Source organism: Porphyromonas somerae (assembly GCF_022845615.1).
GTDB lineage: Bacteria > Bacteroidota > Bacteroidia > Bacteroidales > Porphyromonadaceae > Porphyromonas_A > Porphyromonas_A somerae.
This window is the reverse complement of the sequence record NZ_AP025559.1, coordinates 799,023-822,550: the sequence shown is the minus strand read 5'-3', so window position 1 is coordinate 822,550 and position 23,528 is coordinate 799,023. Positions and strand designations below refer to the sequence as shown.

Here is a 23,528-nt window from a genome sequence, read left to right as displayed (position 1 = left end):
TCTCTAATTCTCCAAATACCATTGATACAATCGCTCCACTCCCTCCTCTTGCTCCACGCGATGCCTCCATCCAAGGGCATGCAGTCGCGATACATCACAGAGCTTCCGTGGAGTGCCATCTGGTTTCGTGCTATCCCACGAGATCACCCCATCAAACCCCTCCACCCGAGCAATCAATTGAGCCAGCTCCTTGATACTAATCTCCTTGCCTGTCCCGATATTGATATGGCAATTACGTACTTCTTCCGTTCCCTTAGGGTAGAGGTCGGCAACGTCAGTATTCAGAAATAGGTGCACCGATGCATCCGCCATATCCTCACTCCAGAGGAACTCCCTCAGTGGCTTCCCACTTCCCCAGAGTCTTACCTCATTAGGGTAAATCCCCATCTTCGCCAACTCCTCAGGCTCCACAACCCCCTCCACAGGGCGTCGTACCAAGTCCCTCTTCACGCCGCCCAAGTCACCAATACCCAAGAGCTTTGCCAAGTGAATCTTCCGAATCATCGCAGGAAGCACATGGCTATTCACCAAGTCAAAGTTATCATTCGGACCATAAAGATTGGTCGGCATCACCGCAATATAATTGGTGCCATACTGTAGATTGAGGCTCTCACAAAGTCTAAGCCCCGCAATCTTAGCCAAAGCATACGGTTCGTTGGTGTACTCCAAAGGCCCTGTCAGCAAGGCCTCCTCCCGAATAGGCTGAGTCGCATCACGAGGATAGATACAGCTACTGCCCAAAAAGAGCAACCGCTGCACCCCACACCGCCAACTCTCCCCAATCACATTCTGCTGAATCTGCAGATTCTCATAGATGAAGTCGGCCCGATACCGCTGATTAGCCACAATACCGCCCACCTTAGCAGCCGCTAGGATAACCCCTTCCGGTTGCTCTTGCTCCATAAACCGACGAGTAGCCACGGGATCCAAAAGGTCCAATTCCCGATGCGTCCGTCCCACAAGGTTATGGTACCCACGTGCTTTTAGATTGTTCCAAATTGCCGAGCCCACCAACCCCCGATGCCCAGCCACATATATCTTACTATCCTTATTCATCACCCTTCACACCCCAGGTGAGCACACCGCACCACCACTACTCTGTACCAGAGCCATATCATGCTCCTCCATCTTCTGCACCAACTCCTCAAAAGAGGTTGCCCTCGGATTCCAGCCCAGCTCCTTACGTGCTTTTGAAGGGTCACCCAAAAGCGTCTCCACCTCCGATGGCCTAAAGAAACGAGGGTCTACCTCCACCAATACTCGACCACTCTTACGATCAATACCCTTCTCCTCCAAGCCACTCCCCTTCCACTCAAGCTCAATACCGGCAAAGGCAAAGGCAAGCGTTGCAAACTCCCGCACTGAGTGCTGCTCTCCAGTTGCAATCACAAAGTCCCGAGGAGACTCCTGCTGTAGCATCAGCCACATACACTCCACATAATCCTTGGCATAGCCCCAGTCTCGAAGGGCACTAAGGTTGCCCAAATAGAGCTTATCCTGTACCCCAGCGGCAATCCTCGCCGCCGCCAAGGTGATCTTACGCGTCACAAAGGTCTCTCCCCTCCGCTCACTCTCGTGATTAAAGAGGATCCCATTCGCCACGTACATTCCATAGCTCTCTCGATAGTTATGGCAAATCCAATAGGCATACTGCTTCGCCACCGCATAGGGGGAAGAAGGTCGAAAGGGGGTCTGCTCATTCTGCGGGCTTTCCACCACTTTTCCAAAAAGCTCCGAGGTGCTGGCTTGGTAAATCCGCACTTTCTCTCCCATCCCAAGAATCCTAACCGCTTCCAAAAGTCTCAGCGTCCCAAGAGCCACCGTCTCAGCGGTGTACTCAGGCACCTCAAAGGAGACCTTCACATGGCTCTGTGCCGCTAAGTTGTACACTTCATCTGGCTTCACCTCCTGCAAAATACGTAGAAGCGAACTAGAGTCGGTCATATCACCATAGTGAAGGTGCAGTGACCGCCCCTCGTGCATATCCCTGATCCATTCATCTAGGTAAAGATGCTCAATACGACCTGTATTGAACGAACTACTCCGACGCATCACACCATGCACCTCATACCCCTTTCCGAGTAAAAACTCAGCAAGATACGAACCATCCTGACCCGTAATTCCTGTAATTAGTGCTACCTTCATGCCAACACCCAAAACTTATTCTCTAAATAGTCAATATTCCTCACTCCCTCCCTTACTGCAAAGCTACCAAAAATATCACTCTCTACAGAACCCCCTGTCGAGCGGAGCCAGGGCCTAACAACCTTTTTCAGGAAACCACAGTCCGACTCGTCCGATCCGTCCGACTTGTCCAACTTGTCCGATAAGCCCCCCCCCACCAAAAAGGAGCCTAAAAAAGCCACAGTCTCAAGTGGTCAAAAGTTTAGTTGCAACTAAGCAATTGCTTTGTTGCATCTCGGCATTTGCTTAGTTGCAACTCGCCGATCGCTTAGTTGCAACTCAGTTTTTGCTTTTATATAGTATTGAATATCAGTTTATTACAAATGAAGAAAATTGCACGAAGTGCCATTCTCATAGAAGAGAGCATCCAGGAGGGTGCTCCGACTTGTCCGACTTGTCCGATAAGACACCCCAAAAGCACCTCTTTTTTCATTTTACTTCACGTTGTCACTCACTTATCTGCCATTAATTTGGTAGCTTTGTAACCGATTGATTTTTCCATACATTATATAAAGGTATTAGCGATGAACTTTATTAAGGAATTAGAGTGGAGAGGGATGATTCACAACATGATGCCAGGGACCGAAGAAGAGCTTCTGAAGGGGCCGGCCTCGGGTTATGTAGGCATCGACCCCACCGCAGATTCGCTTCACATTGGTCACTTGGTAGGAGTGATGATGCTACGCCACTTTCAGCAGGCCGGTCACCGACCCATTGCCCTAGTGGGTGGAGCTACCGGTATGATTGGCGACCCCTCCCTCAAGTCGGCCGAGCGCCAGCTTTTGGACGAGGAGACCCTTCGCCACAATCAGGAGTGCATTAAGAAACAGCTCTCCAAGTTTTTGGACTTTGAAAGCGATGCCCCCAATGCGGCAGTATTGGTGAACAACTACGATTGGATGAAAGACTACTCCTTCCTCAGCTTCATCCGCGACGTCGGCAAGCACATCACCGTCAATTATATGATGGCAAAAGACTCCGTGAAGAAGCGGGTAGCAGGCGAAGGTGGTTCAGGCCTTTCCTTCACCGAGTTTTCATACCAGTTGCTTCAAGCCTACGACTACCAATATCTCTACGAGCACCTAGGGTGCCGTGTACAGTTGGGTGGTTCCGACCAGTGGGGCAATATCACCACAGGAGTAGAATTGATCAGGCGTCGCCTAGGAGGTCAAGCCTACGCCGTCACCTGCCCACTTATCACAAAGGCCGATGGCACCAAGTTTGGCAAGACTGAGAGTGGCAATGTGTGGCTCGATCCACGATATACTTCGCCTTACAAGTTCTACCAGTTCTGGATGAATGTCTCCGACGAAGATGCTGGCCGCTTCATCCGCATCTTTACCAGTCTCAGCCGTGAAGAGATTGAGGCACTAGAGGCAGAGCATCGTGAGGCTCCTCACAAGCGAATCCTACAGTCAAAGCTAGCAGAGGAGATCACAGTGATGGTACACTCTCGTGAGGAGTACGACCTAGCTGTGCAGGCCTCAGAAATCCTATTTGGTCGCTCCAGTGTAGAGACACTCCATAAGCTCAACGAAGAGACCTTCCTCAGCGTGTTTGAAGGCGTGCCAATGGCAGAGGTTTCCAAGGATAAGCTATCAGCCTCTATAGGCCTCATGGACCTCTTAGTGGGCGAGTGCAAGTTTTTCAATAGCAATAGCGAGCTACGCAAACTGATTCAAAGTGGCGGGGTAAGCCTCAATGGAGAGAAGGTGACGGACTTCCAGTACCAACCCACCTCTGCCGACCTTCTGAACGACAAGTATATGCTGATACAGAGGGGCAAGAAGAACTTTTTCCTCGTGAAGATGGTGTAGCGGCTTATGCTCCTCAACTATATATGGGTGGCATTCTTCCTGGTAGGGATACTCGTAGGGGTAGTACGGGTAATCACCTCAGGTGATGCCACCCTATTTAGTGAGATGGTGCAGGCACTCTTTGATACTGCCACCACCGCTTTTAATATATCATTAGGGTTAGCAGGGATCCTTACACTCTGGCAAGGGCTACTTCGTGTGGCAGAGAAGAGCGGCCTCATCGCTCGCTTCGCAAGATGGACCGCCCCTTTCTTTCAAGTCATCTTCCCTACCCTACCGAAAGGGGCACCCGTGCTAGGCACGATGCTGATGAACTTCAGTGCCAACCTCCTGGGGCTCGACAATGCAGCTACCCCATTGGGTCTGCAGACAATGAAAGAGCTTCAGTCCCTCAACCCCAAAAAGGATACCGCTTCAGATGCGATGATCATGTTCCTCACCATCAATGCGAGTGGGCTCACCCTCATCCCCATCACCATCATCATGTTCCGCCATCAACTGGGGAGTGCGTCACCGGCCGATATCTTTCTACCCATTCTCATAGCAACGGGTGCAAGCACCCTTACGGCGGTATTGCTGGTATCGTGGAAGCAGAGGATCAACCTCCTCAAGTGGCCCTTTCTACTTCCAGCAGGTCTATTTGTGGCGTTGGTCGTGTCCCTTTCGTTTATAGTGAAAGGGGCCGATAAAGAGCTCCTCACCACCTACTCTACCGCCATCAGCCATGTGGTATTGCTGGGTGCCGTGGCATTATTTATAGGCAGTGGCCTCCTTGCCAAGCGAAATGTGTACGAAGATTTTATAGAGGGGGCAAAAGGGGGATTCCAGACGGCGGTGACCATCATTCCCTACATCGTCGCCATCCTAGTAGCAGTAGCACTATTTAGAGCCAGTGGAGCCATGGATTGGCTCACCATAGGAGTCGCCTCGCTATTTGGAGCCATAGGAGTAGATACCACGTGGGTAGATGCACTGCCAACGATTCTGATGAAACCTCTCAGCGGAAGTGGGGCGAGAGGATTGATGATTGATGCCATGTCCACCTTTGGAGCCGATTCCTTTGTCGGTCGCCTAGTCTGTGTTGTTCAGGGCACCACCGATACCACTTTCTACGTGCTGGCACTCTACTATGGTAGTGTAGCCATCACCAAAACCCGCTACACACTTGGCGTCTCGCTCATTGCCGATGCAGTGGGAGCGATGACAGCAATTTTATTGGCTTATGCATTTTATGGGTGATGAATACATTTGGTAGATATTTTAGGCTCACCACATTTGGCGAGTCGCATGGTCCTTATGTAGGTGGAGTGATCGATGGTTGTCCCGCCGGAGTGGAGCTAGATCTCACGTTGATTCAAGAGGCACTACAACGTCGTAAAGGATTGGCAGGGGTCAGTACCCCACGCACCGAAGCCGATCAGCCAGAGTTTATCTCAGGCCTAATGGAGGGAAAAACAACCGGCACACCCCTCGCATTTCTTCTGCCAAACCAGCAGAAAAGAAGTGGCGACTACGATGCCCTCAAAGAGGTCTATCGCCCTTCTCATGCCGACTTTACCTATCAGATGAAATACGGTATCCGCGACCATAGAGGGGGCGGAAGGGCAAGTGCCAGAGAGTCGGTGGTACGCGTGGTGGCAGGGGCAATCGCCTACCAATTGCTCCGAGAGCAGGGAATAAGGCTCAGAGCCTTCACCTCGCAGATAGGCGAAATAAAACTCCCAAGCCACTACCAATACCAGTGGAAGGAACTAGGAGAGGTGGGCTGTCCAGACCCTCAAGTAGATCAAGAGATGCACCAACTCCTCACAAAGGTGAGGCAGGAAGGCGATACCCTTGGGGGCGTCGCTACCGTCGTGGTGGAGGGGGTACCCGCCGGTTGGGGTAGCCCACTCTACAGCAAACTCGATGCCCGACTAGCAGAGGCAATGCTCGGCATCAATGCCTGCAAAGGTTTTGAGATGGGAGATGGATTTGAGTTAGCATCAATGAAAGGGTCACAAGCCAATGACGCCTTCACCTCGGAGAAGGGAGTGATCAAGATGACCTCCAACCACTCTGGTGGCGTCTTGGGCGGTATCTCCACAGGAAGCAAGATCTATTTCCGAGCCGCCTTCAAACCGATCCCCTCCATCGCACTACCACAGCAGACCGTCACTGCCTCGGGCGTACCGACAGAAATCACGATTAAAGGGCGCCACGACGCCTCCGTATTCCCCCGCGTCCTCCCCATTATCGAGGCGATGACCAGCCTCGTCCTCGCCGATGAGATGCTCGCCTCCAACCACTAAAGGAAAAGGTCGCCTTGTTGCCACCCATTTTCACGCATTCTTCGTTCTATAAGGTGTACAAATTGGTAGTTTTTCCACCCCCACTTAGGAGCCATCAATAGCTCAGGAGGGGATTGGGAAACGAAGCGATCAAGATATATCCTTCTTGGCAACCTCCGTAGAAGTCTACAAATCACATCTACATACTCCTCGGGTGTGAAAAGGCTGAATGTCTCAGGATTGCTCCTATATTGATGAGCCATAATCGTTCCCTTGAGGATCTGTAATTGGTGCATCTTAAGCGTAGTGATGGGGAGAGATGCGAGGCGATCAATGTGCAACTCAAAGTCGGAATAAGCCTCACCAGGTAATCCTATAATAAGGTGTGCCCCTACTGTAATACCCCGTGTAGCAGTATCATGAATCGCCTTTTCAGCCTCCGCAAATGTATGACCACGATGAACGCTTTCAAGCGTCTTATCGAGTGTACTCTCCACCCCATATTCAATTGCCACAAACGTCCGCTGATTTACTTCAGCAAGATAATCTAACACCTCCTCATCAACGCAGTCGGGTCGCGTTGCCACTACAAGACCTACCACATTAGGGGTAGCCAAGGCCTCCTCATATAGAGCCACAAGGTGGTCCAAAGAAGAATAGGTATTGGTATATGATTGGAAGTAAGCTAGGTATTTCATATTGGGGTACTTACGTCCGAAAAAACGTTTTCCAGCCTCCAACTGCTCAGCTACTCCACCTTTACCTACATAGCTAGGACTAAAAGAACTATTGATGCAGTAGGTACACCCGCCCCTCCCCTTAGAGCCATCACGATTGGGGCAAGTCAAGCCTACATTCACCGAGAGCTTCTGCACCTTAAAATCAGGAAAAACACTTCTTAGATAGCTTCCATAGTCATTAAAAATCCCCTCACTTATCATACCACTACTATAAAAAAGAAAAAGGCTGTCTCACGACAACCTTCAATCTTAATATTAACCTAAAATCTAATACTATGAAAAACACGGTGCAAAGATAAGAGATATTTCTTACTTATGCAAGTATTTAGATGAATATTTTTAGGAAGGGCGCCGTTTTAATCTATTTTATGCCTTAATTAAGTCATATTCTATATTATTTAAGCACTTCTACTCCCTCTCTTATCACTTCAAATGGTTCTTGAAGGCAAGAGACTACAGTGCTATCTACAAGTTGCCCTATTCCTCCATCTACTACATAAGCCACCTCATTTCCCCACTGCTCTTCCATCAGACTTGGGTCATAGCCATAAGCTTCATCATCAGTACTATCTCGATCTAAAGGCAGTGAAAAACCAGTTAAGGGATGACCAAAATAGTCGACAAGCTCTCTCACAAAACAATGTCTAGGTATACGAATCCCTACCTCCTTACGCCCACGATATAGCCGTGGAAGGTTGTGACCCGCTGGTAAAACAAAGGTAAAGGGACCTGGACAATTGCGACGCATGAGTCGAAAAGCTGAGTCATCCATACGAGCATATTCACTAACCTGTGAGAGGTTGCTCAAGAGGAGTGAAAAGGTAGTACGCTCTACTTCAACTCCCTTTATTCTGGCTAATTCCTTCACACACACCTGATTGAGTGCGTCACCACACAAGCTGTATCGAGTGTCGGTAGGAAGAATCAAAAGCTCTCCACGCCCCAAAGCCTCAGATAGCGTTGCAAGCACCCTCTCTGGTGTTGCAGAATCATCATACACCTTAATCATCATCTCTTCTTACAATATAATCCCATAAATAAAAGCTGCTAATAAGATGAGTTGACTAGTCGTCTCCTCTACCAAGCAAAAAGATTGCAGGGCGCTTGTGGTACGAAAGACCTCCCTTTAGATGCTTTGACCAAAGAGAAAGAGGCAGAGTGGTGATTTCCTCCTCACTTGTAGTCAAGTCCACTGCTACAGAAAGGTACAGCGCTGGGGAGAGAAGGTCACACAGCTCTCTTATCAATTGGTCATTACGATAAGGTGCTTCAATAAATATCTGTGTTTCTCCCTTATCCAGCACACGACGTTGGCACTCTAGTAGCTGCTGACGCCGTGAGGCACGGTCATGTGGGAGATAACCATAAAAGGTAAAATATTGACCATTAAATCCAGAAGCCATTAGAGAAAGTAAGATAGACGAAGGCCCTACCAAGGGAACCACTCGCATACCAGCACGGTGGCAATCAATCACGACACGGTGACCAGGGTCGGCTACCCCAGGGCAACCTGCCTCACTCATCACTCCCACATCTTCACCTTGACGAAGTAGTTCCATAACCTCCTCCCGAGGATAGGAATACCCTTGATGCTTATCTAGCTCATAGATTGTCAAAGAGGAAATATCCAGCCCTGGCACCGACCGGGACAAATATCTCCGAGCGGTCCGAGCATTTTCCACCACATAATAGCGAAGTCGCCCAAGGAGTTCCAATATCCGCTGTGGTTGATACTGCTCTACCTCCACATTACCCAGCTCTATGGGGATTAGGTAAAGCTTTCCCAATCCTTCATTATTCCCCATAAATATGTTGCAATGCTCTAGAAATATCTGGATATAAGTAGTCAAAACCCAGCTCCTCAATCCGCTCAGAAGCGACCCTCTGGCTATGCATCAGTGGACCGCCCCAAGCCCCGACAGCAGCACGCCACACACCACGAGGGATAGGTAGAGGGAGTGAGCGTCCACTCTTCATCTGAGCCGATAGTGTAGCTATCTCCCGATAACTAACCCATTCTGGAGCAACGACATTGTACACCCCACGCATCTCACGGTTTTCAATAGCTAGCCAAATAGACCTCATGGCATCACTCACATGCACCCAAGGCACTAGCTGTTGACCTATGCCACACAGTAGGGCAAGTCCATAATTACCACCAACGGCCATATATGGTAGAACTCCGCCATAACCACAAAGCACCTCCCCCATTCTAAGCGATACCCACCTCTTAGCCAATGCTTCGGCCTCAAGTAGATACGCTTCCTCCTCACCACCTACATAGAGACCGGCAAGGAAACCACTCCCGACAGGTGATGCTTCAGTGTGAATGTATGGGTCTAGTCCACTTCCATATATAGCTGTAGAAGAAACGTTTACGAAGCTCTCAAGCTGAGCACCACTAGCCAATAGATGACGCCCGATCAAAGCGGCACCTCCCACACGCTCACGCCACAAGCGATCCCTACCTCTAAGGTCTAGGCGACTTCCCACGCCAGCTATACCAGCCGTATGTACTATATGATTCACCCCCTCTAAAGCGGCCGGGTCTAGCTCGTCACGTAGAGGATTCCAATAAAACTCACCAGCTCTTGAAGGACGCCGACAAAGTAGTCGTACATCATAAACCCCACGATACATCCTCTCAAAGTGTCGAGCCAATAGCTCCTCACCACCTGTTACCAAAATCCGTTCCATCTTCTTCTCGCACTCCTATATTATAGTATATTTCATCACTCCCATACCTCTTCTTCAAAGATACAAAAAAGTAGCAACCACCACAAAAACGTCTCTTTATAAAGGCCCTAAATTACCTATTAAATAGCGGTTTATTGGCGATAAATGAGTATCTTTGTAAAGTAAGCCGATAATTAAAATAGTTTATAAGTAAGGTTATGGCACCATCTGCTGGATTTTGGAAAGGTTTTAAGCGGACACTTCTTGTGCTGATTGTATTGTGTCTGATAGGTAGTATACTCTTCTTTGTACTACTACCAGGCGCCAAGGGGCTACTCTTTGGGGGTTGCACCTTGATTTTGGTGGTTAATCTAGCATTGATGCTGATATTTGTCCGTACCAATGACCAAAAACGCCCAGGCAGTCGAAGCAGAGATAGAGAGCCAAAGCGCTTCGACTTTCATAGAGATAGATAGGTTATTCAACTATATAATTTAGATAAGAAAGATGAGAACAATTAGTCCACTTCAAAAGGCTCGCTCAAAATATGAGCCTAAACTTCCCAATGCACTAAAGGGCAATGTAAAGGTAGTAGAGGGTAATCCTACCCACTCAGTAGATGACCAAGAAGAGATTAAGCAACTCTTCCCAAACACCTACGGACTTCCTACGATTGCATTTGAAAAGGGAGATGCACCATTGCATACCAAGCCAATCAACGTCGGCGTGATCCTATCAGGGGGTCAAGCTCCTGGCGGACACAATGTGATTGCAGGTATCTTTGACGGCATCAAGAAGATAAATAAGGATAGCCGGCTCTATGGATTCTTAATGGGTCCTGCCGGACTTATCGACCATAAGTATATGGAGATCACCAGCGAAATTATGGATGAGTACCGCAATACTGGTGGTTTTGATATCATCGGCTCTGGTCGTACCAAGCTTGAGACTGAGGAGCAGTTTGATAAGGGTCTAATCATCCTTCGTAAGCTAGATATCCAGGCACTCGTCATTATCGGTGGTGACGACTCCAACACCAATGCATGCGTTTTGGCAGAGTACTACAAGAAGATCAATGCTGGTGTTCAGGTATTGGGTTGCCCAAAGACTATTGATGGCGACCTTAAGAATGAGCAGATTGAGAGCTCCTTTGGTTTTGATACCGCCACTAAGGTCTACTCTGAATTGATTGGCAATATCCAGAGAGACTGCAACTCTGCACGTAAGTATTGGCACTTCATCAAGTTGATGGGTCGCTCCGCTTCGCATATTGCTTTGGAGTGTGCTCTTCAAACCCAGCCTAATATCTGCATCGTCTCTGAGGAGGTACTGGCAAAGGAACAAAGTCTTGATGATATCGTCACATACATTGCTCAGATCGTGGCTGATAGAGCGAAAGAAGGCCTTAACTTCGGTACCGTATTGATTCCTGAGGGTTTGATCGAGTTTATCCCAGCAATGAATGCCCTCATTGCCGAGCTCAATGATCTATTAGCCCATGAGGGCGATGCATTTGCCAAGCTAAATAAGGAGGCTCAGAGAGAGTTTGTGATAGACCGTCTTTCTGCAGAGAATAGCAAGGTCTTCAAGTCACTGCCAGAGGATGTGGCACGCCAGCTCACTCTAGACCGTGACCCTCACGGCAATGTGCAGGTATCGCTGATCGAGACTGAGAAGCTCCTTGCCGAAATGGTTAAGGAGAAGCTCAAAGAGTGGAAGGCAGAGGGTAAGTATGTAGGTAAATTTAGCATCCAGCGTCACTTCTTCGGGTACGAAGGTCGTTGTGCTGCTCCATCCAACTTTGATGCCGACTACTGCTATAGCCTTGGCTACAATGCAGCTCAATTGATTGCAGCAGGCAAGACGGGCTATATGAGCTCTATCCGCAATACTACTCGCCCTGCAGCAGAGTGGAAAGCTGGTGGTATTCCTATCACTATGATGATGAATATGGAGCGCCGCCACGGTTCTATGAAACCTGTTATTCGCAAGGCACTGGTAGAACTTGAGGGCAAGCCTTTCAAGACCTTTGAACAGTATCGTGATAAGTGGGCTCACGAGACCTGCTTTGTTTATCCAGGACCGATCCAATATTTTGGACCTAGCGAGGTTTGTGACCAGACAACTGAGACTCTTCGCCTAGAGCAAGAGTAAGACTTAACAAGCATATTTAGAGGAGCAAAGGGAGATAATGAACTCCCTTTGCTCCTCTATTTTTATGATCGGGTCAAAATGAAGGAAGAGAATGTTGCACGAAGTGCCATTCTCGCACATTTGCTTCAAATGTGCCGAGACTTTGCACGAAGGATGAGATGCAAGGCAGCCGCTAGGCTGCCAAGGTACTCAAAAAGGCGCTGAGGATGAGGGTGAAGGGAGCGTACTCACGTACGTGACCGAACCCGAATTCCGATAGCAATGCCGCAGATCGCCTTCGTGCAACAGTCTCAAGGAAGGTAATATGCCTCTTCGCATTTCAGCAACTGTGGCATTGTAATCATATACTTTACCCCCACACGAGGCACCCTACTTTTCAGAATTTCAAGCTGCAAAATAAGATGAAGAATCAGGCTAAAAAAGGGTCTTTGAGACTCCTTTTACAATCAATTGAAATTCAACACTATATATTAGCGTCAACCGAGATGCAACTAAGCAATCGGCGAGATGCAACTCGGCAAATGCTTAGTTGCAACTCGCCGATTGCTTAGTTGCATCTCAACTTTTCCCTACCAGCATGGAGGTTTTATGGAGGCACATAGAGATGGCGATCTACCCATGTAATTGTCTTGTTCTTGACAAGGGGGCTAACCCGCAAGGAGAATCTGCTGACCCCATCTATTATTTTAGATGAACACCTCAAATAAAATGGTTAAGTTTGCAAGTCATATAGGGTAGTAAAAATGGACAAGAATAATAATATAAATAGCCAGTCACAAGAGCAACAATTGGTGGTGCTGGGGGCTCGCGAACACAATCTCAAAGATATAGATGTAGAGATTCCTCGCCATTCACTTGCCGTAGTCACAGGCTTGAGTGGTAGTGGAAAGTCGTCGCTTGCTTTTGACACCATATATGCGGAGGGGAATAGACGTTATATTGAGACCTTTTCGGCATACGCAAGAGGCTTCCTCGGTAATCTCGAACGTCCAGACGTAGACCAAATCATTGGGCTCTCGCCTGTTATCTCCATCGAGCAAAAGACCACTGTCAAGAACCCAAGGAGTACCATAGGCACCACGACAGAAATCTATGACTTTTTGCGACTGCTCTATGCACGCACCGCTACCGCTTATAGCAAAGGGGGCAAGGCGATGGTCAGCCACAATGAGGAGCAAATCTTCGCTATGGTATGTAGGGACTTCAACAACCAACGCATCCAAATATTTGCCCCGATAGTGCGGGATCGAAAAGGGCACTACCGGGAGCTTCTAGAGAGTATGCGACGAAAGGGCTATCTCTATGTTCGTGCCGATGGAGAGATGCTGGAGCTGAAACCTGGACTGGCATTAGCACGATACCAAAACCATAGGGTAGAGGTGCTTATTGATAAGTTGGCTCTACAAGAGAATGAAGAGTCGCTTTCTCGGTTAAAGGAGGCACTTCGAGTGGCACTTCATCTTGGAAAAGGCGTCGTGATGGTTCAGAAGTATCAATCTACAGAGGAGCCCCTATTTTACAGTAAGCAATTGATGGATGCCGAGACGGGCGAAAGCTTTGAAGAGCCAGCACCACATACCTTTTCCTTTAACTCACCCCAGGGAGCTTGCCCCAAGTGTAAGGGCATTGGGGAGGTTCCGGCTCCTGATATGAGCAAGATCATCCCCGACCCCTCTCGAACCATTCGTCAGGGAGGACTGGCTCCATTGGGCAACTTTAAGCCCAATATGATATTTAAGCAACTAGAGGCGATCACTGAGCACCACGGTTTCACCATCAATGACCCGATTAAGGAGTTTCCAGAGGAGCTGATGGATGATATTATGAATGGTGTAGACTATCCTCTCAAGCACAAAGTGGAGGCAACAGGTAAGGTGGAGCGTCTCTTTTCGTATGATGGGCTGATTGCCTATCTCAGGGCTTTAGCAGACGAGGAGGAATCGAGCAAAATACGTAAGTGGGCCAATCAGTTTAGTACTTACAAGTGTTGTCCATCTTGCGGAGGTAAGCGACTTAATAAGGTAGCACTCTCTTTTAAGATTGATGGGCACGATATTTCTGAGGTTTGTAATTGGTCGCTTCCTAAGCTGCTAGAGTGGATCACGGGGGTCTCCGACAAGATTGAGAAGCGGAAGAAGGTGGTGGCGAAGGAGATTATCAAGGAGATTGTGAACCGTCTGGAGTTTTTACTGGAGATGGGGTTGGACTATCTCACGCTTAATCGCACTACTGGTTCGCTTTCGGGCGGAGAGATGCAGAGAATTAGGCTGGCTACACAGCTAGGAAGTAAGCTGGTGAATGTGCTTTATATTCTAGATGAGCCGAGCATCGGTCTGCACCAGAGAGATAATACAAGGCTGATAGAATCACTAAAACGACTTCGGGATCAAGGCAATTCGCTGATCGTGGTAGAGCACGATAAGGATATGATGCTGGCAGCGGACTACATCGTAGATATGGGTCCTGGAGCTGGACGCAAGGGTGGAAAGGTAATCTATAGTGGCACGCCAAAGGAGATGCTCTCGGCGGATACGTTAACAGCACAGTATCTTAATGGCACCAAAGCTATTGAGGTACCCACTAGTCGGAGAAAGGGGAAAGGAAGTTCGCTCCGATTGATTGGCGCCACTGGGAATAATCTCAAAGGGGATACGCTAGAGATTCCATTAGGAAAGCTAGTACTGGTGACGGGGGTATCGGGGAGCGGGAAGTCAACCTACATCAATGACACCCTTTACCCAGCCCTCTCCAAGCACTTTTATCGCTCTTTGGAGGAACCCCTACCCTATAAAACAATTGAGGGGATTGAAGAGGTGGATAAGGTGGTGCAGGTAGATCAATCACCCATTGGAAAGATGCCACGAAGCAATCCTGCGACCTATACGGGGGTGTTTACAGATATCCGCAATCTCTTTGTGGAGATGCCGGAGAGCAAGATTCGTGCCTATAAGCCAGGGCGTTTCTCGTTTAATGTGAAGGGTGGACGATGTGAGACCTGCAAAGGCAATGGTTATAAAAAGATTGAGATGAACTTCCTACCCGATGTCTATGTGCCGTGCGAGACGTGTAAAGGGCGTCGCTATAATCGGGAGACGTTGGAGGTGAGGTACAAAGGAAAATCAATCGCCGATGTACTGGATATGACAGTGAATATGGCGGTAGAGTTTTTCGACACCCAGCCAAATATCCTACGGAAGATAAAGGCTCTGCAAGATGTGGGGCTGGGCTATATCAAGCTAGGACAGTCGAGCAATACGCTATCTGGTGGGGAGGCACAGCGGGTAAAGCTCGCCACAGAATTGATGAAGCGGGATACGGGGAAGACGGTTTACTTCCTCGATGAACCCACTACAGGACTTCATTTTGAGGATATCCGGGTACTGATGAATATTCTTCAGAAATTGGTAGACAAAGGCAATACGGTAGTGATCATTGAGCACAATCTAGATGTCATCAAAGTGGCGGATCATATCATTGAGATAGGTCCTGAGGGAGGCGAAAAGGGAGGTCGCATTGTTTTTGAAGGAACTCCAGAAGAGATGATCGCACAAGATAAGGGGTATACCACTCCTTTCTTAAGGGATGAATTAAAGCAAAATGAATAGAGAAGAACTACTTAAGGAGCTCAATCCTGAGCAAAAGGAGGCGGTAGTCCATAGCGGCTCTGATAGCTTGATACTGGCAGGTGCTGGGTCAGGCAAAACGAGGGTGCTCACCACAAAGATCGCCTACCTCCTTACCGAAGGGGTGGCTCCGTTCCAGATATTAGCACTTACCTTTACCAATAAAGCAGCTCGGGAGATGCGAGAGCGTATCGGTACACTGGTGGGAGGCCCGATAGCGGGATTGATCACTATGGGGACGTTTCACTCGGTATTTGCTCGTTTTTTGAGGAGCTATGCCGATCGCTTAGGGTACAATCATTCGTATACAATCTATGATACCACCGACTCTAAGTCTTTGGTGAAGATGATCGTGAAAGAGCTCCAACTAGATGAAAAGATGTACAAGCCCAGCTACATTCAGGCGGAGATCTCTAATGCTAAAAATAGTGGGCTTTCGCCTAGAGACCTAGCAGATGAGATGGTAACCCATAGGCATGACCTCCGAAAAAGCGTACCCGCATTGCCCAAAATATATCGGGAGTACGAGGCGAGGTGCCAACGAGCTAATGCAATGGACTTTGATGACCTTCTGCTGAATATGCTTCGATTGTTGCAACAACATGAAGATGTGAAAGTGTCATTTCATGAGCGGTTTAAGTATATTCTCATCGATGAGTACCAAGATACGAATAGGGTCCAGCACAAGATTGTACAGCAACTCAAAGGACCTTCTACGGAGCTGATGGTAGTGGGTGATGATGCTCAGAGTATTTACTCATTCAGAGGGGCAGTGATTGATAATATCATCAACTTCCAAACTACCTTCCCAGGGGCTAAGCTATTTAAGCTCACCAAGAATTACCGCTCTACTGGTAATATCGTGGAGCTAGCTAATGGCTTGATCGCTAAAAATGAGAAGCGGATCCCCAAAGTGGTGGAGGCGGTAGCTGGTAAAGGTGAGAAATCACTGCTTTTTGAGTCGTTTAGTGCACCTATGGAGGCTCAGCAGGTGGCAGCACAAGTCAATCAACTCATCCATTCAGATACTAACCCTGAGGATATTGCCATTCTGTATCGCACCAATGCACAGAGTCGATTACTAGAGCAGTACCTCAAGATGTTTAGTATCCCCACCCGCATCTATGGTGGGCTCTCCTTTTTTGATAGAAAGGAGGTGAAGGATTTACTCGCTTATCTAAGGTTAGTAATCAACCCGGACGACGACGAAGCCTTCCGAAGGGTCTACAATGTGCCAGCAAGAGGAATCGGGGCGGTGACCTTTGAAGGCATAGCTAAAGTGGCCAATGAAAAGGGGTTGTCTCTAATGAGCACCGCCAAAAGTCCAGAGCAACTCTCAGGTGTGGTGCGAGGTGCAGGGATCAGCAAGCTAAGTGCTTTCGTGGAGCTGATAGAGGTGATTACAAGTCTAGCTGATGATCTAGCCCCGATCCCCTATCTCCAGAAGGTAATTGAACTAACAGGGCTAAAGGGGATGTACAATGATGGGAGCGTTGAGGGGCAGTCGAGAATGGACAACATTGCGGAGCTGGTGAGTGCCCTAGATGATTTTATCACCCGAAGAAAACTGGAGCAAGGCGAAGAAGAGCCCTCTCTTGAGGACTTTGTAAGGGAGATGACGCTTTATACCGACCAAGATACTGAAGACGACGACACCCCAAAGGTGACTCTGATGACCATGCACGCCTCCAAAGGCCTTGAATTTGACCATATATTTTGTGTGGGACTAGAGGAGGGTATAATTCCAAGTAATAGAAGCACTGGTATAGCTGATATTGAGGAGGAGCGTCGCCTACTCTACGTGGCAATTACACGTGCGAAAGAACACTGTACCCTGAGCTATGCAAGGGAGAGGATGGTAAATGGGCAAACTAATATGGCCATGCCAAGTCGGTTTCTGAGAGAGCTAGACCCGAAGTATGTGAAGGATAACTCTGGAATCGTTTCGGGTGGTATTATGGAGAAAGCCATTGAAAAGCTACAGCAATTGCATCGTGACCTTCCCCCCACTCCCTCTGCTCCAAAGCGGATGACGCGCATCAAGCATAGTCGGCAGGTAGGTAGTGATGGTCCAAGTGGTAGAGATAATGAGGTGCTGACAGATACGGCGGCCGATACCGACCTAAAGAAAGGGGACATCGTCTATCACAATCATCTAGGAAGGTGTGAAATCCTAGGTTTCGTGGAGACTTCAATTATGGGAAGTAAAGTGAGTGTGCGATTGGAGGATAACTCAGTTCGCCAATTGATTCTTAAATTTGCCAAACTACGTAAAGAATAACTTGATAAGATATGACACTAGACGATCAAATCACAGAAGGATATCACCAACAAGGGGTGCGGACAGGAGTGCTTGAGGTAATCTGCGGCTCAATGTTTTCGGGCAAAACGGAGGAGCTGATGCGACGTATCAAGAGGGCTCTGATCGCACGACTCAAGGTGGTGGTGTTCAAACCAGTTACCGATACTCGCTACCACGCCACGAATGTGGTAAGTCATGACAAAAACTCCATTCCAAGCATCCCTATTTCCAACTCAGCACAAATGCTAGACCTGATTAAGGACGCAGATGTGGTGGGCATAGATGAAGCTCAGTTTATTGATAACGGCATCATAGACGTTTGTCAGAAATTGTCGGATAATGGCATTCGGGTGATCGTGTCAGGACTGGATATGGACTTTATGCGTCGTCCCTTCGGGCCTATGCCGGCTCTGATGAGTATCGCTGATAGAGTCACGAAGGTGCATGCGGTCTGTATGGACTGTGGCGCCCCAGCCAATTTCTCCTATCGCCTTGGCGACGATGACCGCGTAGTAGTGCTTGGAGCTATGAAAGAATACGCCTGCCTCTGTCGCTCCTGCTATCTTGCCCGCATCAAGAAAATAGCCGAATAGATAAACAAGAGATCTAAGCATACAGAATAAAGGTCGTTCAGAGCCAACGCTTTGAACGACCTTTATTTTACGGAAAAGACTATGTCAATCAGTGAGGGAGGCGATTGCCTTTTTCCTTGCTAGCATACAAGCCCCCATCACACCAGCATAGCGGAGGAGGATAGACTGCTTTAGTTCGGTATCTTGGTTGACCATGTTGAGCGAATACTTACGTATAGCACTTTGGATGGGGTGGATAAGGTAGTCACCCACCTGTGCCAGCGGACCACCAATCACCACCACATGAGGGTTGAAGATATTGATGAGGTTGGCCAAATGCAAGCCTAGCTGCTCACCCACCTCCTCCAGAATCTCAATACAGAGCATATCCTCCTTCAGCGTCGCCTCAATCAGGTCATCCAGCGTGATATCCTCAATCTTCTTTCCACTATCTGTGATGATAGAGCGGTCACCCTGCTTCACACGCTCAATAAACTTACGGTGCATAGCACGTCCAGAGGCTTCAGTCTCCAAGCAACCCTTCTTCCCGCAATGGCAAATCACTTCATTCTCATAGCAATGGGTATGCCCAAACTCTCCACTAAAGCCCGACTTTCCCGCATAGGGCTCACCATTGATAATGATGCCTAGACCAAGCCCCCACGTAGCATGCACGAAGAGCAGATTCTCCCCCTTCTGCCGATAATGCAGCATGTACTCCCCGTATGCAGCAGCACGCGAGTCGTTATCGATAAATGTAGGGATACCGAAGGTATTAGTAAAATAGGTGGCGAGAGGAGTCCCTTCAAAATTGAAGTAGGTATAGCTATAGCCAGTATGTGGATTGAGACGGCCCAAAATATTGATACCGATGCTCACAATAGAGTGACGTGGCACATCTATTTCGTGATCCATATAATTATTGACTTCATTGCAAATAGTATTGAGGCACTCCTTTGTATTGGCAAACCTAAAGGGGATATCCATCTGGGAGTGCACCTGATTACCCGAGAAGTCCATCAGTACAAAGCTAATATGCTCGGAAGAAAAGTCCACCCCTAGGAAGTAAAAGTCCTTATCGGTCAGCCCAAATAGAAAGGGGTGCCGACCGGTAGAGGCCTCCAGCTTACCAAAATTACGCAAGAGCCCATGATCCACCAGCTCCCCCACCATCTTACTGATCGTCGGCACACTCACCCCCAAGAAGCGAGCCAATACCGGCAAGGTCTCAGGACCATTATCCACTAGATACTCCACAATCTGTCGCTTATACTGCAGATTCTTAGGATTGGTATCAAATAATAATCTAAATTCGTTCTCCGTCATAATATTAATAATGCAACTATTACTACCTACAAATATATATAATATTTTCATAACTAATCTAATTATCACCTCAATCTTACCAATTTCTAAATAAGAAAGCACCTATTTACTTAAATTAGATAGAAGCTATCCCCCGATAACTTCCCCAAAAATCTAAGAGCTGAGCAGGCCAAAAGTTGAGTTGCAACTAAGCAATCGGCGAGTTGCAACTAAGCAAACGACGAGATGCAACAAAGCAATTGCTTAGTTGCAACTCAACTAACGCCAAAATACAGCACTCATTATCAATAGGTTACAAACGCCCCAAATGAGACTATTGCACGAAGGCGATCTGCGGCGTTGCTTTCGGGATTCGGGCTCGGTCACGTACGTGAGTACGCTCCCAGCGCCCTCACCCTCAGCGCCTTGCATCTCATCCTTCGTTCAAAGTCTCAGCGCATTTGATTCAAATGTGCGAGAATGGCACTTCGTGCAACATTCTCCAAATAATCCCTATCCGCACCATTTTTCGGCAATAATATGGCGAAAAACAATAATACCCGTCTTTTTTCTTCGCAAAACCCAACAAAAGCCTAATTTTAACACTCCTATAACCAATTGATTATATGCCTATTACAAAAATATTAGAGCCAAGAAAGAAATAAATATGCACTAATTACACTATTGTGGTGGAAAAAGTGTATATTTGTCCCAAGATACAGTGAGTCAAACTAAAAACTACTATCCATATGAGTACCGACCGCAAAAAACAATATATCGGAAAAGCAATAGAGATCCTCAAGCAAGAAGGCTTCAGACTATCCCTAGATGAGATGGCGACGAAGATGGGCATCACCAAGAAAACCCTGTACAATAACTTCAGCTCTAAAGATGAACTACTTAAAGAGTGCGTCCAGGCGATCTCTGAAGACTTCAAGACCGCATTAAAAGATCTAGATAATCCCGATATAAGTGCCAAAGAGAGCGTCATACGCTGTTTTAATCAGCTAGACAACCTGTTTACCGAACTCAATCCGGTATTTTTCTCCGACTTGATGCAAAGCAACCCCAACCAAGCGATGCTCGGACACATTATGGGCTCCAATTTATTCCGGGAGAAAATGGCCAATAACCTCCAGCAAGGGATCCAGGAAGGGGTTTATCGCCCAGATATCGACATTTCTTTCGTCTGTGAGTATATGGCCTACTCCATATTTGGATTTTACATCCACTCCGTCACCAGTAGTCGCCTCCCCTATTCGGAAGAATACTTTGCCAACATTATAAAGTATTATCTGAGGGCGCTCCTCAAAGAATAAAAACTAACAACCAACACAATAATAACACACAACCATGTATCTATCCAAAAACATTTATGCTGATGGTGGTCGATTCACAGACACCTTCGCCTCAATTGGCAAGATGAGAAAGTGGATTGTGTACACCGCCCTACTTCTGATGACCACACAAGCCACTGCCCAAGAGGTCTACACGCTATCCGACTGCCTGGAATATGCGCTCCAGCACAATAGCGACATCCAGAAGTCTGCTTACGAGCAGCAAAAGGCAAAGCTGGCTCGTCAGGAGGTGCTCGGAGCACTTCTTCCGCAAATCAATGGTTCTGCTGGCGTCAATGACAACCTAAAAAAGGCAAAGTTTGTGATGCCCAACTTCATGAATAATATGCTCCCAGAGAAGATGCGCGACCCCAATGCATCGCAGTACATGACCGTGGAGATGGGCACAAAGTACACGGCTAATGCAGGGGTAGCCCTTAGCCAGCAGATACTCAATATGCCACTCTTCAACACCCTCGACATCGCCAAGGTATCCCAAGAGATGGCTGCACTTGGTGCCGAAGCTACAGAGGAAGAGGTAGTGGCCAAAACCGCCACTCTATTCTACGGCATTCAGGTAACAGACTACGCAGCACAGCAGATGGGGAGAAGTGTAGACCTTGTAGAGAAGATGCTGAAAATGATGGAGGTCAACTACGCCAACGGCCTCGTCAAGCGTATCGACGTAGACCGAGTACGAGTCAATCTCACCAACCTAAAGACGCAAAAAGCGGCAATTGAAAGCGGCCTTGAGGTACAGAAAAACCTACTCAAGTTACAAATGGGATGGAATATCGACCAACCCATTTCGCTACCGCCAATGGACTTCTCACTAGTAGACAGTCAGAGCCAAGCCGATACCTTCAGGCCCTTCAACCTCATGCAGCAAGTCGCCTACCGACAATTACTAGCACGCGAAAAGATGGCTCAACTACAAAATAGAGCCAAGAAGTACGAGTATCTTCCTACTCTCACCCTGATATTCAACCTACAATATAATAGGATGAGCGACCAACTCTTCAAGAACACCAATAGCTATAGCTACCCTACCGCCATGGTGGGGCTCAATCTCAAAATCCCCATCTTCAGCGGACTCTCGAGAAGTGCCAAGGTAAAGGAGAGCCACATAGACCTCCTCAAAGCACAGGAGGATCTACGGATGCTAGGGCAATCGCTACAGATGGCACGCCAAAATGCCCTCCTCAAGCTACAAGACACCAAGAGTACCATCGCCCTACAAAAGGATAACCAAGCCCTAGCCGAAGAGGTATTCCACCTGGCACAGAAAAACTTCGACTCCGGCGTTGCCTCCCTCTCCGATGTGCTCAATGCTACCCAATCGCTCATACAGGCACAGCTCTCCTATGCTAGCGCCTTAGGAGACTACATGCAAGCCTATATAGACCTCAAGAAAGTCAATGGCGAAGTCATGGAAATGATCACCAACAACCATTAAACGATATATATTCTTATGAAAAAGAAAGTTCTCCTCCCGATAGTCATCATAGTAGTTATCGGGATCATCGTGCTCACCTTGATTGGCAATAAAAGAAGTACTGCAGCCAAGACAGAGGGTATCCTACTCGACCAAACAGCCGTGGCAGTTCGCACAGAAATCGTCAACGAACGCCCCTACTCCCTAGACTTCACCGCCAACGGACTAGTGCGTGGTATTTACGACCAAACCCTCACCTCGGCCATAGGCGGACGTGTTATTACTCTTCGAGCGAAAGAAGGCGATAGAGTTTCAAGGGGGCAATTGCTCCTGCAGATCGATGCCGAAACCCTCGGCGCCGATGCAGAGTCGGCTAAGGTAGCCTTTGAGGCAGCTCAGCGAGACTACCAACGCTTCGAAAATGCACACGCACAAGGAGGGGTTTCCGACCAGCAATTAGCCGCTATGCATACCCAGATGGTCGCTGCCGAAGGGCGCTACACTGCTGCTCGTCGCCGCCTTTCCGATGCTTCGGTCGTGGCCCCCACCTCAGGCCAAGTCTACAAGAGCTACGTAGAGGTAGGGAGCTTCCTCAATCCCGGGGCCAAGCTCTTTGAGATCGTTGACGACTCCCAGCTCAAAGTCTCTTGTTACGTCACCGAGCGACAGCGTCTTCAGCTCACCAAAGGCCAGAGCATACACCTCACGAGCGAGCTCTTCCCCACCCGAGAGATCACCGGACACATCTCCATGATCGGCGACAAAGCCAACCAAGCCCTTTCGTTTCCCGTAGATGTGATACTTGATAAAGAGACCTCCGAAGGGTTACACCCAGGAATGTACCTCTCCATCTCCTTCGGTGGCGCGTCGGAGCAAACTGGCATACTCATCCCTCGTAAAGCCATCATCGGAAGTATCAATGATGCAAAAGTCTACATTGTACGCAACGGTATGGCATTACAAAAGGCCATCACCGCCGGCAACACGGTAGGAGATCACATCGAGGTCCTCGATGGGCTTCAAAAAGGCGATAGCCTAGTAGTAGCTGGACTGATCAACATCTCCGATGGTGCCCCAGTCAAAAGCATCAAAGAATCATTAAACGAATAAGGC

The 23,528-nt window shown here is 48.2% G+C and carries 18 protein-coding genes; 11 read left to right on the top strand and 7 right to left on the bottom strand.

The genetic code is table 11. The features are described 5' to 3' along the window. Nucleotides 1-3: 3 nt before the first annotated feature. Together MWL85_RS03425 and gmd are read right to left on the bottom strand one after the other, a co-directional pair. Nucleotides 4-1,056, bottom strand: a complete 1,053-nt coding sequence (locus tag MWL85_RS03425; RefSeq protein ID WP_244401427.1) for a GDP-L-fucose synthase family protein — start codon at nt 1,054-1,056, stop codon at nt 4-6. A 6-nt stretch (nt 1,057-1,062) separates the two neighbouring features. Next, complete coding sequence (gene gmd, locus MWL85_RS03420; protein WP_244401426.1) at nt 1,063-2,145, bottom strand: GDP-mannose 4,6-dehydratase; 1,083 nt, start codon at nt 2,143-2,145, stop codon at nt 1,063-1,065. 563 nt (nt 2,146-2,708) lie between these two features. On the opposite strand from gmd, the gene tyrS reads away from it, so the two are divergent. Genes tyrS through aroC form a run of 3 tightly spaced genes read left to right on the top strand, consistent with a single transcriptional unit; the run spans nt 2,709 to nt 6,292 of the window. Beyond that, nucleotides 2,709-4,001, top strand: coding sequence for a tyrosine--tRNA ligase (gene tyrS, locus MWL85_RS03415; protein WP_244401425.1), 1,293 nt, complete (start codon nt 2,709-2,711; stop codon nt 3,999-4,001). Nucleotides 4,002-4,007: 6 nt separating this feature from the next. Next, nucleotides 4,008-5,240, top strand: a complete 1,233-nt coding sequence (locus tag MWL85_RS03410) for a nucleoside recognition domain-containing protein (protein ID WP_244401424.1) — start codon at nt 4,008-4,010, stop codon at nt 5,238-5,240. Next, a complete protein-coding gene (gene aroC, locus MWL85_RS03405; protein ID WP_244401423.1) occupies nt 5,240-6,292 on the top strand; it encodes a chorismate synthase in 1,053 nt (350 codons plus the stop codon). The genes MWL85_RS03410 and aroC overlap by 1 nt, the downstream gene beginning before the upstream one ends. Here the strand turns inward: aroC and MWL85_RS03400 are convergent. The 4 genes from MWL85_RS03400 to MWL85_RS03385 all read right to left on the bottom strand — a co-directional run bounded on the left by MWL85_RS03400 (nt 6,289) and on the right by MWL85_RS03385 (nt 9,708). After that, on the bottom strand, nt 6,289-7,212 hold the full coding sequence (locus MWL85_RS03400; protein WP_244401422.1) for a tRNA modification radical SAM protein MnmL/YtqA: 924 nt from the start codon (nt 7,210-7,212) through the stop codon (nt 6,289-6,291). The genes aroC and MWL85_RS03400 overlap by 4 nt on opposite strands. A 193-nt stretch (nt 7,213-7,405) precedes the next feature. Then, nucleotides 7,406-8,023 (bottom strand): L-threonylcarbamoyladenylate synthase, encoded by a 618-nt coding sequence (locus tag MWL85_RS03395; RefSeq protein ID WP_244401421.1) that lies wholly within the window; start codon nt 8,021-8,023, stop codon nt 7,406-7,408. A gap of 52 nt (nt 8,024-8,075) precedes the next feature. Continuing rightward, nucleotides 8,076-8,816: an SAM-dependent methyltransferase gene (locus tag MWL85_RS03390; RefSeq protein WP_244401420.1), complete on the bottom strand. Its 741-nt coding sequence runs from the start codon at nt 8,814-8,816 to the stop codon at nt 8,076-8,078. Beyond that, nucleotides 8,806-9,708 carry a DUF1731 domain-containing protein gene (locus MWL85_RS03385; protein ID WP_021903097.1) on the bottom strand — a complete coding sequence of 301 codons (903 nt, stop codon included), beginning with the start codon at nt 9,706-9,708 and terminating at the stop codon, nt 8,806-8,808. The genes MWL85_RS03390 and MWL85_RS03385 overlap by 11 nt, the downstream gene beginning before the upstream one ends. Nucleotides 9,709-9,905: 197 nt before the next feature. Here MWL85_RS03385 and MWL85_RS03380 point away from each other — a divergent pair, with 197 nt between their 5' ends. From MWL85_RS03380 to MWL85_RS03360, 5 genes are all read left to right on the top strand, one after another. Then, entirely contained in the window at nt 9,906-10,163 is a 258-nt protein-coding gene (locus MWL85_RS03380) for a hypothetical protein (RefSeq protein WP_018028383.1), read from the top strand. A 31-nt stretch (nt 10,164-10,194) separates the two neighbouring features. Further along, complete coding sequence (locus MWL85_RS03375) at nt 10,195-11,841, top strand: diphosphate--fructose-6-phosphate 1-phosphotransferase (RefSeq protein ID WP_018028382.1); 1,647 nt, start codon at nt 10,195-10,197, stop codon at nt 11,839-11,841. Nucleotides 11,842-12,584: 743 nt separating this feature from the next. Continuing rightward, nucleotides 12,585-15,446 (top strand): excinuclease ABC subunit UvrA, encoded by a 2,862-nt coding sequence (uvrA, locus tag MWL85_RS03370; protein WP_244401419.1) that lies wholly within the window; start codon nt 12,585-12,587, stop codon nt 15,444-15,446. Next, nucleotides 15,439-17,745, top strand: coding sequence for an ATP-dependent helicase (locus MWL85_RS03365; RefSeq protein ID WP_244401418.1), 2,307 nt, complete (start codon nt 15,439-15,441; stop codon nt 17,743-17,745). Before uvrA ends, MWL85_RS03365 begins: the two co-directional genes overlap by 8 nt. 11 nt (nt 17,746-17,756) lie before the next feature. Beyond that, entirely contained in the window at nt 17,757-18,359 is a 603-nt protein-coding gene (locus MWL85_RS03360) for a thymidine kinase (RefSeq protein WP_244401417.1), read from the top strand. A gap of 84 nt (nt 18,360-18,443) precedes the next feature. Here MWL85_RS03360 and MWL85_RS03355 read toward each other — a convergent pair whose 3' ends face one another. Then, the gene (locus MWL85_RS03355; protein WP_244401416.1) at nt 18,444-19,664 is read right to left on the bottom strand and encodes an ROK family transcriptional regulator; all 1,221 of its coding nucleotides are present in this window, start codon (nt 19,662-19,664) and stop codon (nt 18,444-18,446) included. A 728-nt stretch (nt 19,665-20,392) separates the two neighbouring features. Between MWL85_RS03355 and MWL85_RS03350 the strand changes: the two genes are divergently transcribed. The 3 genes from MWL85_RS03350 to MWL85_RS03340 all read left to right on the top strand — a co-directional run bounded on the left by MWL85_RS03350 (nt 20,393) and on the right by MWL85_RS03340 (nt 23,525). Next, entirely contained in the window at nt 20,393-20,962 is a 570-nt protein-coding gene (locus tag MWL85_RS03350; RefSeq protein ID WP_244401415.1) for a TetR/AcrR family transcriptional regulator, read from the top strand. 103 nt (nt 20,963-21,065) lie between these two features. After that, on the top strand, nt 21,066-22,436 hold the full coding sequence (locus tag MWL85_RS03345; protein ID WP_244401414.1) for a TolC family protein: 1,371 nt from the start codon (nt 21,066-21,068) through the stop codon (nt 22,434-22,436). Nucleotides 22,437-22,451: 15 nt separating this feature from the next. Further along, nucleotides 22,452-23,525 (top strand): efflux RND transporter periplasmic adaptor subunit, encoded by a 1,074-nt coding sequence (locus MWL85_RS03340; RefSeq protein ID WP_244401413.1) that lies wholly within the window; start codon nt 22,452-22,454, stop codon nt 23,523-23,525. Nucleotides 23,526-23,528 lie beyond the last annotated feature (3 nt).